This window comes from Aureimonas psammosilenae (assembly GCF_009176975.1).
GTDB lineage: Bacteria > Pseudomonadota > Alphaproteobacteria > Rhizobiales > Rhizobiaceae > Plantimonas > Plantimonas psammosilenae.
Genome location: NZ_WEZG01000002.1, coordinates 191,735 through 205,325, shown reverse-complemented (window position 1 = coordinate 205,325; position 13,591 = coordinate 191,735). Strand labels below are relative to the sequence as shown.

At 66.9% G+C, this 13,591-nt stretch carries 11 protein-coding genes; all 11 read right to left on the bottom strand.

Annotation, left to right across the window (positions count from 1 at the left end):
- Positions 1-2: 2 nt before the first annotated feature.
- Positions 3-2,939 (bottom strand): bifunctional [glutamine synthetase] adenylyltransferase/[glutamine synthetase]-adenylyl-L-tyrosine phosphorylase, encoded by a 2,937-nt coding sequence (locus F9929_RS04720; RefSeq protein WP_235919032.1) that lies wholly within the window; start codon positions 2,937-2,939, stop codon positions 3-5.
- Positions 2,908-4,320 carry a sensor histidine kinase gene (locus F9929_RS04715; protein WP_152045770.1) on the bottom strand — a complete coding sequence of 471 codons (1,413 nt, stop codon included), beginning with the start codon at positions 4,318-4,320 and terminating at the stop codon, positions 2,908-2,910. The genes F9929_RS04720 and F9929_RS04715 overlap by 32 nt, the downstream gene beginning before the upstream one ends.
- 48 nt (positions 4,321-4,368) lie before the next feature.
- Positions 4,369-5,082: a response regulator transcription factor gene (locus F9929_RS04710; protein ID WP_152045393.1), complete on the bottom strand. Its 714-nt coding sequence runs from the start codon at positions 5,080-5,082 to the stop codon at positions 4,369-4,371.
- A gap of 98 nt (positions 5,083-5,180) precedes the next feature.
- Complete coding sequence (locus F9929_RS04705; protein WP_152045392.1) at positions 5,181-6,713, bottom strand: Do family serine endopeptidase; 1,533 nt, start codon at positions 6,711-6,713, stop codon at positions 5,181-5,183.
- A gap of 127 nt (positions 6,714-6,840) precedes the next feature.
- On the bottom strand, positions 6,841-7,365 hold the full coding sequence (locus F9929_RS04700; RefSeq protein ID WP_152045391.1) for a cytochrome c-type biogenesis protein: 525 nt from the start codon (positions 7,363-7,365) through the stop codon (positions 6,841-6,843).
- A complete protein-coding gene (locus tag F9929_RS04695) occupies positions 7,362-9,344 on the bottom strand; it encodes a heme lyase CcmF/NrfE family subunit (RefSeq protein ID WP_152045390.1) in 1,983 nt (660 codons plus the stop codon). The genes F9929_RS04700 and F9929_RS04695 overlap by 4 nt, the downstream gene beginning before the upstream one ends.
- A complete protein-coding gene (ccmE, locus tag F9929_RS04690) occupies positions 9,341-9,820 on the bottom strand; it encodes a cytochrome c maturation protein CcmE (protein WP_152045389.1) in 480 nt (159 codons plus the stop codon). The genes F9929_RS04695 and ccmE overlap by 4 nt, the downstream gene beginning before the upstream one ends.
- Entirely contained in the window at positions 9,817-10,974 is a 1,158-nt protein-coding gene (gene ccmI / locus F9929_RS04685; RefSeq protein WP_152045388.1) for a c-type cytochrome biogenesis protein CcmI, read from the bottom strand. Before ccmI ends, ccmE begins: the two co-directional genes overlap by 4 nt.
- Before the next feature lie 101 nt (positions 10,975-11,075).
- On the bottom strand, positions 11,076-11,477 hold the full coding sequence (locus tag F9929_RS04680) for a hypothetical protein (protein WP_152045387.1): 402 nt from the start codon (positions 11,475-11,477) through the stop codon (positions 11,076-11,078).
- Positions 11,478-11,541: 64 nt separating this feature from the next.
- Positions 11,542-12,924, bottom strand: a complete 1,383-nt coding sequence (locus tag F9929_RS04675) for an ATP-binding protein (RefSeq protein ID WP_152045386.1) — start codon at positions 12,922-12,924, stop codon at positions 11,542-11,544.
- The gene (locus F9929_RS04670) at positions 12,911-13,582 is read right to left on the bottom strand and encodes a response regulator transcription factor (protein WP_152045385.1); all 672 of its coding nucleotides are present in this window, start codon (positions 13,580-13,582) and stop codon (positions 12,911-12,913) included. The genes F9929_RS04675 and F9929_RS04670 overlap by 14 nt, the downstream gene beginning before the upstream one ends.
- Between the last annotated feature and the right edge of the window lie 9 nt (positions 13,583-13,591).

Genomic DNA, 13,591 nt, shown 5'->3' with positions numbered 1-13,591 from the left:
CCTCAAGGCGCGGGCAGGAGGTCGCGGAAATCGCTCCGCACCGCGCCCGCCGTCGCCTCGATCCGCCTTTCCGCATCCACGGCGTCCGGCGCCTGCAAGGTTTCGGCCAGAAGCGCCGCCAGCCGGTTCGGCAGGCCGGGGAAGTCGAAGACGCCGTCCGGTCCGAGCCGCAGGACCTGGATCACATCCGTGAAGCGCCGCATGGCATGGCCGAGATCGGCAAGCCCCGCGCCGTCCAGCACCTCGGCCGTCGGGCGGCCGATCAGATCGGGTTCGGCGCGGCCCGTCATCAGCGCCCATTGCGCCAGAAATTCCAGATCGATCAGCCCGCCCGGCCGAAGCTTCAGATCGAGCGGCCCACGCGCCGGCTTTTCGCGTTCGATCAGCGCCCGCATCGCCGCGACATCCGTGGCCGTCGCCGCGTCCTCGCGATGACAAGCGAGAACCTCGCGGATCACCCCCTCCACCTCCTTTCCGAAAGTGCGATCCCCGGCGATCTGGCGCGAGCGCGTCAACGCCATGCGCTCCCATGTGCGCGCTTCGCCGGCCTGATAACGGCGGAAGGCGTCCAGATGGGTGGCGAGCGGTCCCTTGTTGCCGGAAGGCCGCAGGCGGAAATCCACCTCGTAGAGCACCCCCTCGCCCATCGGCGCGGTCAGCGCGGCGATAAGGCGCTGCGTCAGCCGGGCATGGTAAGCCGCGACCGGCATTGGTTTTTCGCCGTTTGATTCATCCACTTCCTCAGGATGGTCGTAGAAGAGGATCAGATCGACATCGGAGCCGGCGGTCAGTTCGCGGCTGCCAAGACGCCCCATGCCGAAAAGCGCGATCCGCCCGCCCGGAACGCGGCCGTGGCGCTCGGCGAGTTCCGCCGACACCGCATCCAGCACCTCGGCGATTGTGACGTCGGCGATTTCGGAAAAGGCGAAGCCGGCGTCGGTGCCGACCATAGTGCCGGACAAAAGCCGGGTGCCGACGAGAAAGCGCTGTTCGGAGGCGAACAAGCGCAACCGCGCCAGCCGGTCCTCGAAGCCGCGCGACTCCTTCAGGAACGCGCCGAGCCGCTCTTCCAACAACGCCCGCGTCGGCTGGACGCGAAAGAAGCCTGGGTCGAGCAGTGCGTCGAAGACATGCGGGCGGTTGGCGATGGTGGCGGCAAGGCTCGGCGCGGCAGTGACGATCAGGGTCAAAAGATCGAGGACGCCGCGATTGGTGGACAAAAGCGAGAAAAGCTGGAGCCCGGCCGGCAGACCGGACAGGAAAGCGTCGAAGGCGACAAGCGCGGCGTCGGGGTCCGGCGCGGCGGAGAGCGAGCGCAGGAGGTCCGGCAGGATGGCGGCCAGATGCCGCCGCGCGCCTTCCGAGCGCATGGCCCGAAGCCGCCCTTCGTTCCAGCCGGCGAGAATGCGGGCGCTGCCATCGGGCCGCGCGAAGCCATAAGCGCCAAGCTCCCGCGCCAAGGCTTCGACATCGCCGTTCTCCGCGAAGGCCAGAAGCTTGCGTTCGGCAGGCTCCGCACCGTCGGCCGCAAACAGGCGGTCGAAATGACCCTCCACGAGGTGAAGGCGGCGCGTCAGCTCGTGCGAAAATTCGGCAAGGTCGCGGAAGCTGAGGAGCCCGGCGATGCGCGAGAGCCCCGCTTCATCCTCCGGCAGTTCGTGGCTCTGTTCGTCGGCGACCATCTGGATCGCGTGTTCCGCGCGGCGCAGGAACCAATAGGCTTCCGTCAGTTCGTCGCGCGTTTCCGCCGTCACCCAGCCGCCCTCGGCGAGTGCGGCAAGCGCATCTTCCGTGCGGCGCGCGCGCAGGGCTGGCGCGCGTCCGCCGGCGATGAGCTGCTGCCCTTGCGCGAAGAACTCGACCTCGCGGATGCCGCCCGAGCCGAGCTTGACGTTGTGCCCCGCCACCGCCACGTGCCCAAGCCCGCGATGGCGGTCGATCCGCTGTTTCATCGACTGGATTTCGGACACGGCGTTGAAATCGAGATAGCGCCGCCAGACGAAGGGCGCGATCTCCTTCAGGAAGCCCGCCGCCGCCGCTTCGTCGCCCGCCACGCAGCGCGCCTTGATCATCGCGGCGCGCTCCCAGTTGCGCCCGCTCGCCTCGTAATAGCTGAGCGCCGCCGGCAAGGGGATCGCGAGCGGCATGGCGCTCGGATCGGGGCGAAGGCGAAGGTCGGTGCGAAACACGTAGCCGTCGCCGGTGCGGTCGTTGAGGAGCCGCACCAGCCGGCGCACGAGCCGCGAAAAGGTCTCGACGCTTTCGTCCTTGTCGAGGATCGCGGGCGCATCCGGCTCGAAGAACACGACGAGATCAATATCGCTGGAATAGTTCAGCTCTCCCGCGCCGAGCTTGCCCATGCCGAGCACGAAAAGGCCGCACCCCTCCTCTGGCCGCTCAGGAGAAACAGCCAGTTGCCCGCGCCGCACGAGATCGCGGAGAAGGAAGCGCAAGGCCGCCCGGATCGCGCTTTCCGCCAGCCGCGACAGATCGGCGGTGGTTTGCCGCGCATCGGCCGCGCCGAAGAGGTCGCGAAGCGCGATCAGAAGCGAGGCTTCGAGCTTGGCTTCGCGCAAAGCCGTCATGGTGGCGGCCTCGCTCGCGCCCTCCTCCGGCAAGCTATCGAGATGGGCGACGATCGCTGCGATGCGGGTCTGCGCATCCTCGTCGAACAAGCGCTCCAGCCAGTCCGGGCGGCGCAGCATCGCGGCGTTGAGATAGGGCGACAGGTCGAGCACCGCGCCAAGCCGATGGCGATCCGCGCCCTCGCGGCAGAAGTTGGCGAGCCTGCCGTATCCTTCAGCCTCCGCCCCCTTCGCGAGATCGGCGAGCCACGCTTCAGCCTTCGCCGGATCGAGCGCTCGCGGCTCCAGCGCGCCGCCGATCCTCAACGCGGCGCGGTTCGCCTCAGGCTGCGACGGGTCCCTTGCTTGACTCACCTTCATCCTCCCTTCCGCCGATCGGCAGATCGAGAATGACCTTAAGGCCCGGCTCGGCGTCCTCAAGGGCGACTTCACCGCCGTGAAGGCGCGCGATGGCCTGAACCAAGGAAAGCCCGAGCCCGGAACCGGGCTTCGTGCGGCTTTCGTCCAAGCGATAAAAGCGCTCCAGAACGCGATCCCGCTTGTCGGCGGGAATGCCCGGCCCGTTGTCGGAAACGGAGATGCGGCAGAGGGTGTCCTCAGTGGTCAGCGCGACCGTCACGATCCCCTCGGCCCCATCCCGAACCGCGTATTTCAGCGCGTTGTCGATAAGGTTCGACACCGCCTGACCCACGAGTTCGCGGCTGACGGTGGCTTCCAGCGGCCCCGGCAACTCGGTCACGATGCGCGCCCCGACCTCCTCGGCGAGCGGCTCGTAAAGCTCGGCGAGGTCGGCAAGAGCGGCGGACAGATCGACCCTGGATTTCGCGACCGGATGGAAGCCGGCTTCGACGCGGCTGATCATCAAAAGCGCGTCGAAGGTGCGGATCATGCCGTCCGCTTCCGCGAGGTTCGCTTCCAGCGCGGACTTCGGGTCGCCGCCGGTTTCCGCTTCGGCAAGCGCCGATTCCGCTCTGTTGCGAAGGCGTGTCAGCGGCGTCTTCAGGTCGTGCGCGATGTTGTCGGACACTTGCTTCAAGCCTTCCTGAAGCAGCGCGATGCGCCCGAGCAGCGTGTTGAGGTTGGACGACATGCGGTCGAACTCGTCGTTCGCGCCGGTGACCGGCAGGCGCTCGCCGAGGTCGCCGCCGAGGATGCGGGCGGAAGCGGCCGACATCCGGTCGAGCCGTCGCAGCGCCTGACGGCCGATCAGGAGCCAGGAGAAAAGCGCCGCCGCCCCCATCAGCGCAAGGGCCAGGATCAGCGCACGGCGCACCAGAACCCGGAAACGCTCCTGCTCGGTCTGGTCGCGGCCGACCAGGATGCGCATGCCGTTCGGCAGGCTGATGACCTGCGCGACCGCCCGGTGGTAGCGGCTGACATCCTCGTCCGAGAAGCGGGCATAGGCGAAGGCGCGCTCGGTGAAGCCGCTGCGATCCAGCGTGCCGGGTTCCAGCGCCTCGACATTGCCGACGAGAATGCGGCCCATCGGATCGGTGACGAGATAAAGCGAAGCGCCCGGCTGGTTTGCGCGCTTCTCGATGGCGCCGACCAGCGAAACGATGCCGCCGCCCTGATAAATGCGGTCGAGCTCGGCGATCTCCTCGCCGATCGTTTCGCGGCTCTGGCTTTCCAGAAGGCTGGTGGCGCTCGCCGTGACATAGACCACGAGCACCACCGCGAATACGGCGAAAAGGCCGAGATAAAGGGCCGACAGGCGAACCGCCGTCATGCGCATCAGGGCGCGAAGGCGCCAAGGGCGGAACAGGGCCAAGAGCGTTCGCGATCAGCCGTCGGCGCGCATGATGTAGCCGGCCCCGCGCACCGTATGAAGAAGCGCCGAACCAAAATCGCGCTCGATCTTGGAGCGGAGGCGCGAGATATGCACGTCGATCACATTGGTCTGGGGGTCGAAATGATAATCCCAGACATTTTCCAGAAGCATGGTGCGCGTCACCACCTGCCCCGCATGCTTCATCAGATATTCCAGAAGGCGGAACTCGCGCGGTTGGAGCACCACCGGCTTGCCGCCGCGCTTCACCTCATGGCTGAGGCGGTCGAGTTCGAGGTCGCCGACGCGGTAAACGGTCTCGACTTCCTTGGTACCCCGCCGACGGCCGAGAACCTCGACGCGGGCGAGAAGTTCGGAAAAAGCGTAGGGCTTGGCAAGGTAGTCGTCCCCGCCCGCCCGAAGGCCGGTCACGCGGTCGTCCACCTGTCCAAGCGCGGAAAGGATCAAGGCGGGGGTGTCGACGCCCTTTTGGCGAAGGCCGGACACGACGGAAAGCCCGTCGCGCTCGGGCAACATGCGGTCCACGATCATCACGTCGTAATCGTGGGTGTCGGCCATGAAGAAGCCGGTATTGCCGTCCGGCGCGTGGTCGGGAACGTGGCCGGCCTCGCGGAAGGCCTTCACGAGATAGCCGGCGGCTTCACGGTCGTCTTCGATGATGAGGATGCGCATGGGCTCCGTCGCGGTGGACACGGCTAGCGACATCATGACGTTTCTCCGCGTGGCGGAAAGGGTGCTTCGGAAAAGAAAGGGCGGCGCATGTGCGACGCGCCGCCCTTCGTGATTTTCGCTTCGGGCGGTTTCGCTCAGCCCTTGGCGATGGGCAGGGCGACGAAGCGGTTCTGGTCGCCGTTGCGAAGCTGGAACAAGGCGGCCTTGCGCCCGCTGCGGCTGGCTTCCTCCAGCGCCGTCTGCACGTCGCGGCGGGACTTCACTTCCTTGCCGTTCACCGACACGATGACGTCGCCGTTCTGTACGCCCTTGTCGGCGGCCGAGGAGTCCGGGTCGACTTCGGTGACCGTGACGCCCTTGCCGTCGTCGGACGGGGACAGGGTCAGGCCGTAGCCCGACAACGAGGACGGGTCGGCCGGCACCTTGTTCGAGTCGTTCTGCGCGGAAGCCGATTCGTCGAGCGAGGCGAGATTGCCGAGCGTGACGGACAGATTCTTGGCCGCGTTGTTGCGCCAGACGGTGATGTCGACCTTCGTGTCCGGCGCAAATTCGGCCACCTTGCGGGCGAGTTCACGCGGACCCGAGACCGTTTCGCCGTTCAAGGCGGTGATGACGTCGCCGGTCTGGATGCCGGCCTTGGCGGCGGGCGTGTCGGTTTCCGGCAGCGTCACGATGGCGCCGTCCGTGTTGGCGAGGCCCACCGCATCTGCGATGTCCTGGCTGACCGGGCCGATCTGGACGCCGAGCCAGCCGCGCTGCACGCTGCCCTTGTCGCGAAGCGACTGGACCACGGTCTTGGCGGTGGAGGCGGGAATGGCGAAGGCGATGCCGACCGAGCCGCCCGACGGCGAGAAGATCGCGGTGTTGATGCCGACCACCTGACCGTTGAGGTTGAAAGCCGGGCCGCCGGAATTGCCACGGTTCACCGCCGCGTCGATCTGCAGGAAGTCGTCATAGGGACCCGCGCCGATGTCGCGGCCACGCGCCGAAAGAATGCCGGCCGTCACCGTGCCGCCGAGGCCGAACGGGTTGCCCACCGCCACGACCCAGTCGCCGATCCGCATCTTGGAATCGTCGGCGAACTCGACATAGGTGAACTTGCGATCCTTGGCGTCGACCTTCAGGAGGGCGAGGTCGGTGCGCTTGTCGGTGCCGATCAGCTTGGCGTCGTATTCCTTGCCGTCGTCCATGACGACCGTGAAGGTCTCGCCGCCATCCACCACGTGGTTGTTGGTGACGAGGAAGCCGTCATCGGAGATGAAGAAGCCGGAGCCCTGCGCCATTGCGCGCGGCGCGTTGCGCGGGCGAAGCTGGCGCTGGCCGTCTTGCCCGCCGCGTGGGTTGCCGAACTCGAAGAAGCGGCGCAGCGGATGGTCGCGCGGCAGGCTGTCGAGCGGGTTCGCCTGATCGTTGTCGTCGCCGTCATCGCGCGAGGCGACGACGTTGGACTTCTCCTTCACGCGCACCGACACGACGGCCGGGGCGACCTTCTGCACGACATCGGCGAAACCGAAGGTCTGGACCGGCGTGTTGACGGTGACCGGCTCGGCGGCGCTCGGCAGGACATTGGTCATGATGCCGCCGGTGAGGACGGAGCCCGCGACGCCGGCCGCGAGCACGGTGGCCAGGAGACGCGAACGACGGGACTTGGATTGGGTGGGCTGCATGGGTGACTGTCCTTTTCCTCGATCGCTCCGGCGCGCCCGCCGGTCGTCGTTGGGAGATAGGTAGTCTTTCCCGGATTACGGGAGCCCTTCCCTTCGATGAATCTTTGTTAAGGCAAGGGAACGGCCGCTAAAGCCCGCGCTCTCGCAACGCCCGCTCCACCGCCTGTTCTTCCTCGGCCGACAGTGTGGAGCCACCGCCGCTTCGCGCTTTCCGGCGACCCGCCAGGAAAACGAACAATCCGCCGCAAAGAACCAGCACGACGGGCGTTCCCCAAAGGAGGAGCGTCGAGAGTTCCAGGCGCGGCTTCAGGAGGACGAACTCCCCATAGCGCGCCACCACGTAGTCGAGAACAGCCGCGTCGCCGTCGCCCGCTTTCAGCCGCTCGCGCACCAGAAGGCGAAGGTCGCGGGCAAGGCCGGCATCCGAATCGTCGATGGACTGGTTCTGGCAGACGAGGCAGCGCAACCCCGCCGAGATCGCCCGCGCGCGGCTTTCCAGCGCCGGATCGGCCAGCACCTCGTCCGGCTGAACGGCCAGCGCGGTGCCGCCGAACGGGTCCAGAAAAGGCTGGCCGATCAGCGGATGGGCGAGAAGCACCGGCGAGACCAGAAGGAACAGCGCGACGGCGAGGATTTCGGCCGCGCGCTTCATGCCGGCACGGGTTTCGCGCGCCGGGCCTTCCGGGCTGGCGCGCCGACGCGAAGCCGCCGGTCGGCGAGCGACAGGACACCGCCTGCCGCCATCGCCACGGTGCCGAGCCAGATCAGCGTGATGAGCGGCTTGTACCAGATGCGCACGACGCGCCCGCCGCCGTTCGCCGCCTCGTCGCCTAGCGCGAGGTAGATCTGGCTGAAGAAATGGGTACGGATGCCGGCTTCCGTGGTCGGCGACTGGCGCGCGGGATAGAAGCGCTTGGCGCTTTCCACCTCGTCCACCTCGTCGGCGCCGTCGAGAAGCGTGAAGCGCCCGACTTCCTCGGCATAGTTCGGGCCGGATCGGGGAAACACACCATCGAAACGCAAGGTATAGCCGCCGACAGCTTGTGTTTCGCCGGGGCGCATGGTGCGGATCGCCTCCGTGTTGAAGCTCGACACGGAAACGACGCCGAGCAGCGTCAGCCCGAGGCCGAAATGCGCGAGCGCCGCCCCGAAGGCGGAGGACGGCAGGCCCTTCAACCTCGCGAAGGCAACGCTCGGTGCCGCCTTCGGCAGACCGGAACGGGCGAAGAGATCCACGAGCGAGCCGAGCAGCAGCCAGACGGCGAGGCCGAAGCCGAAGGCGCCGAGCACCCGCGTTCCGCCGCTGAAAGCCGCAACCGCGATCACGGTGGCGAGCGACAAGCCCGCGACGAAGTAGAGCCTCTGTGCCGCGGCCAGGACGTCGCCTCGCTTCCAGGCGAGAAGCGGGCCGAAAGGCACCGCGAAAAGGAGCGGCGCCATCAGGGGGCCGAAGGTGAGGTCGAAGAAGGGCGCGCCGACGGAAATCTTCTCCCCTGTCACGACTTCCAGAACGAGCGGATAAAGTGTGCCCACAAGCACGGTGGCGCAGGCCGTCGTCAAAAACAGGTTGTTGAAGACGAGCGCCCCTTCCCGGCTGATTGGCTGGAACAGGCCACCGGCTTCCAGCCGGCCCGCCCGCCACGCGAAAAGGGTCAGCGAACCGCCAATGAAGGCCACGAGAATGCCGAGAATGAAGGTGCCGCGCGTCGGATCGGTGGCGAAGGCATGGACGGAGGTGAGAACGCCGGAGCGCACGAGAAACGTGCCGAGCAGCGACAAGGAAAAGGTCAGGATCGCCAGAAGCACCGTCCAGACCTTCAAGGCCGAGCGCTTTTCCATGACGATCACGGAATGAAGCAGCGCCGTGCCCGACAGCCAGGGCATCAGGGAGGCGTTCTCCACCGGGTCCCAGAACCACCAGCCGCCCCAGCCGAGCTCGTAATAGGCCCAGTAGGAGCCCATCGCGATGCCGAGCGTCAGAAAGATCCAGGCGGCGAGAATCCACGGCCGCACCCAGCGCGCCCAGGCCGCGTCGATGCGCCCGTCGATGAGGGCTGCGATGGCGAAGGAGAAGGCGACCGAGAAGCCGACATAACCGAGATACAACAGCGGCGGATGGATCGCGAGGCCGATGTCCTGCAGCACCGGATTGAGGTCCTGCCCTTCATAGGGGGCCGGCAGGAGACGGAGAAACGGGTTCGACGTCGTGACGATGAACAGAAGAAAGGCGCTCGTGATCCAGGCCTGCACCGACAGAACGGCGGCGCGAAGGCTCGCCGGCACGTCGCGCCCGAACAATGCCAGCATCGCCCCGAACACGACGAGGATCAGCACCCACAGGAGCATCGAGCCCTCGTGGTTTCCCCAAACGCCGGTGATCTTGTAGAGAAGCGGCTTCTCGGAATGCGAGTTCTGGAAGACGTTGAGGACGGAGAAGTCCGACCAGACATAGGCGATGGTCAGACTCGTGAAGGCGAGCGCCACCAAGCTGAAGCTGGCGATCGCCGCCGTCGTGCCGACTTCCATCAGCCGCGCGTCCCCGCGCCGCGCCCCGACGATCGGCAGGACGGACTGGAGAACAGACACGGCGAGCGCCAGGATCAACGCGAAATGCCCGATCTCGACGATCACAAGCCGGCTCCCCCGTTGGCGGCGACGGGCGTCGCCTTCGGTTTGCCGTCCTCCCAAAGGCCGCGTTTCTTCAGATCGTCCACGATCTCCTTCGGCATGTAGGTCTCGTCATGCTTGGCGAGGATCGTATCGGCCGCAAAAACGCGATCCGGCCCGAGGCTTCCTTCCGCAATCACGCCCTGTTCCTCGCGAAACAAGTCCGGCAGGATGCCGCGATAGGTGACGGGAACGCTTTGGACGCTGTCGGTCACGCGAAAGCGCACCGTGTCGCCGGTGCCGCGCTCCACCGACCCCTTCTCCACCAGCCCGCCGAGACGGATGCGCTGGCCGGGCGGTAGCATCTTCGTTCCGATGTCGGTGGGCGAGGAATAAAGGCTGAAGCTGTCCTTCGACGCATAGGCCACGAGACCGCCGGCGAAGGCGACCACGGCGAACATTGCGCCGACCGTCAAAAGCCGTTTGCCCTTGCGCGTCATGGGCCTGTCCTAGTCTCCCCGGCGAGCCCGAGGGCTGCGGCGTATTCGTCGATTGTCCCGCGCGTCGCTGCATCACCCGCGAAGACCCCTTGCGCGCGGCGATAGGCATCGCGCGCACGGGTCCCGTCGCCGAGAACGGAATAAGCGCGCATCAGCCGCTTCCAGCCATCGGGGTCGTTCGGGGCCGATTCGAGGCGCGCGGCGAGTTGCGACACCATTCCCTCGATCATCGCCGAGCGGTCGCCTTCCGAAAGATCGGCGGCCGCGGCCACCTGATCGGATGTCGGACCGGGCGTCGTCGCCGGCACCTTCCCCGCCGACTTGGTCAAGGCATCATCGTAAGCCTTGCGGGCCGTGCCCATCCAGGGTGCGTCCGGCGGTCCACGATCGAGGATCGCTTTCCAGGCGGGCGCGGCCTCGGCATAGTTCTCGCCCTGCGACAAGCCGAGGGCGAGATAGAAGCGCGCCGCCGCGTTGTCGGGATCGAGACGCAGCGCCTTTTCGAACGCGCCCTCCGCCGCTTTCGTCACCTCCCCGGACGCCGCCTGCACCAGCGCCTGGCCGCGCATGGATTCGCGGTCGCCGGTGGAGCCGAGCAGCCGGATGACGTTTTCCGCCGCCGTCACCGCGTCCTTCGGCCGCCCCGTCTGGAGATAGATCGGCAGAAGTGTTTCCCAGCCGCGCCCGTCGTCGGGCTCGCTTTTCAAACGCGCCTCGGCCTGCGCGATCAAGGCTTCGATGTCGGCGCTTCGCGGATCGCTCGTCGCGCGCGACGCCAAGGGCATATCCGGCTCGGTGGGCGCGCCCGTTCGCGCATAAAGCCCGAAGGACAAGGCCGCGACCGCGATTAGCGACGTCACGGCCAGCGGCCGCGCCGCCGTCAGCTTGGCCTTCCCCGAAGTCCCGGCGCGCTGCCGTTCGGCCTCGCCGGCCGCTTTCAGAAGGCGGCGGCCGATCTCGGCCCGCGCGCTCGCCGCTTCGTCCGGGGCAATCGTGCCGCGCGACGCGTCGCCTTCGAGTTCTCGAAGCTGCGCCCCGTAGACCTCGACATCATGCTCGGCGCGCGAGTTCGCATCCCGCTCGGCACCAAGGAGAGGCCAGAGAATCGCGACCGAAACGAAGCAAAGAAGAAGGATCGCGACGAACCAGAACAAACTTCACGCCCATTGAGCCCGAGCGACCTCCCGCTCCCGGCCGCGCCTTCTAGCATCGCACGGTTCGTAAGCCCACTCAAAGCCGCGTCAGCGCGTCGCTATCAAACCACGATGCGCCAGACACCGCCTTCGTCCCGGCAGGCCGTTCCCACCTGCTTCCAGGACTTGCCGCCGTCGAGCACCGTATGGGTGAAGCCGCGGCAGTCCTGCGAACCGATGCGGTAGAGCTGCGTCGGCATCACCTGCCCGTGCCAGCGCCCTTCGCTCCAGTCCACCTCGCGGCCGGCGGGCGAGAACTGAAGGGCCTGGAACTCGGCATCCACGGCCTTGCGCTGGGCGTCGCCCCGCAACCGGACGTCCTTGATCTGCCCGACGAGCCCGTCGCCCAGCGCCAACGCCCCGTCGGAAAGCTCGATCTTCGGCCCACCGAGACCGATGGACGCACAGCCCGACGACACCGTCAGAAACGCGAGGGAAAGGCAAAGGCCGCACGTCTTCAGCATGGATCGCATCAACCCGTTTCCGCCGCGCTTCGATTCCCGCCGGCGGATTTTAACGCGTTCACATTTAGGAGAGTCGCCCGTCGGATGCCAGCGGCAGACGCACGCTCGCGCGAAGACCGCCAAGCGGCGAGCGCGCCAGAACCAGCGTGCCGCGATATTCCGACACGAGGTCGGAAACGATCGACAGGCCGAGGCCCGAGCCCGGCTTCTTCTCGTCGAGCCGCCGGCCGCGCTTCACCGCCTCGGCCATTCCCGCCTCGTCCAGCCCTTCGCCATCATCCTCCACCGTGGTGTCGAAGAAGCCCGGTTCGGAGAGTTCCAGCGAGACCACGACGCGGCTCATGGCCCATTTCCCGGCATTCTCCAGAAGATTGCCGATCATCTCCTCGTAGTCCTGCTGCTCGCCCGCGAAGATCGGCGCGAGGGTGCCCGCTTCGTCCGGCCCCTCGACGGTCAAAGCGGGATTGAGCTTGCCGACCACCCGCACCAGCCGGGCGAGCACCGGCTGCACCGATGTCCGGAACACCGCGCCCTCGCCCTGCGCCGCGACGCGGGCGCGGTTCAGGTAGTTCTGCACCTGAAACTGCATCCGCTCGCTTTGTTCGGAAACGAGCCGGCCTTTCTCGCCGCCGATGATGCCGGCCTCGTTCATCAGAACGGCGAGCGGGGTCTTCAACGAATGCGCGAGGTTGCCGACCTGCGTTCGCGCCCGCTCCACGATGCGGCGGTTGTTGTCGATCAGCGCGTTCAGTTCCACCGTCAACGGCCTGATCTCCACCGGAAAACGGCCGACGAGCCGTTCCGCCCGCCCCGCCCGCACCTCGCCGAGAGCGCGCCGCACATTCGTCAGCGGGCGAAGTCCGAGAAGAATGGTCATGGCGTTGATCACGATCGAGCCGAGGCCGAACACCGCGAGATAACCGGCGAGCGTCCGGTCGAAGCGGCGGATATCGGCCTTCAGAAGGCTCGCATTGCCCATCACGCGAAAGCGCGCCGCGCGGTTGTCCTGATCGAGAAGGATTTCGGTTTCCACCGCCGTCAGTGCTTCGCCCTCCAGGCCCCGCGCCTCGTAGGTCCGGCGATAGGATGTGTCGAAAGGCACGAGCGCGGCCGGCGGGCTCGGGATGTCGGCGGGGCCGAGCGAGATCGAGGCGAGCCGCCCCTTCAGGTTCTCGCTCGCCGGCAACACCTCCCAGTACCAGCCCGAAAGCGGCTGCGAATAGCGCAAATCCCCGAGATCGGGCGAGCCCGTGAGGTTCCCTTCCGGCGAGACCGAAACGCTGCTGACGATGTTGTAGAGTTGCGCGACGAGAAGGTCCTCGAAGCCGCGCGAGGCCGTCTGCGCATAAAGAGCCGAAATCACGCCGCCGATCACCACGACGGCGGCGACCACCCAAAGGCTCGAAAAGGCGATGACGCGGACCGCAAGCCGGTCAAACCCCGGCATCAAGGTCCCGCATCCGGTAGCCGAGGCCGCGCACGGTTTCGATGAGATCGAGCCCGATCTTGCGCCGAAGCCGCCCGACGAAGACCTCGATCGTGTTGGAATCTCGGTCGAAGTCCTGATCGTAGAGATGCTCGATCAACTCGCCGCGCGAAACGATCTGGTCGCGGTGGTGCATGAGATAAGCGAGCAGGCGATATTCGTGCGAGGTGAGCTTCAGGACGGTGCCGTCGACGCTCGCCTTCGAGGCACGCGTGTCGAGGCGAAGCGGCCCGCAGCGGATTTCGGAGGAAGCGTGGCCGGCCGCCCGACGGATCAGCGCACGCACCCGCGCCATCACTTCCTCGATATGGAAGGGCTTCGTCACGTAGTCGTCGGCGCCCGCGTCGATGCCGGCCACCTTGTCGCTCCAGCGATCTCGGGCCGTCAGGATCAGAACCGGCATGTTGCGCCCGTCGCGCCGCCATTTCTCCAGGATCGTGATGCCGTCCATCTTGGGCAGGCCGACATCCAGCACCACGGCGTCGTAGGGCTCCGTATCGCCGAGAAAGTGCCCTTCCTCGCCGTCCAGTGCGCGGTCCACCACGTAGCCCGCTTCCGTCACGGCGTCGCAAAGCTGGCGGTTCAGGTTCGGGTCGTCCTCGACGATCAGGATTCTCATGGCCTGTCC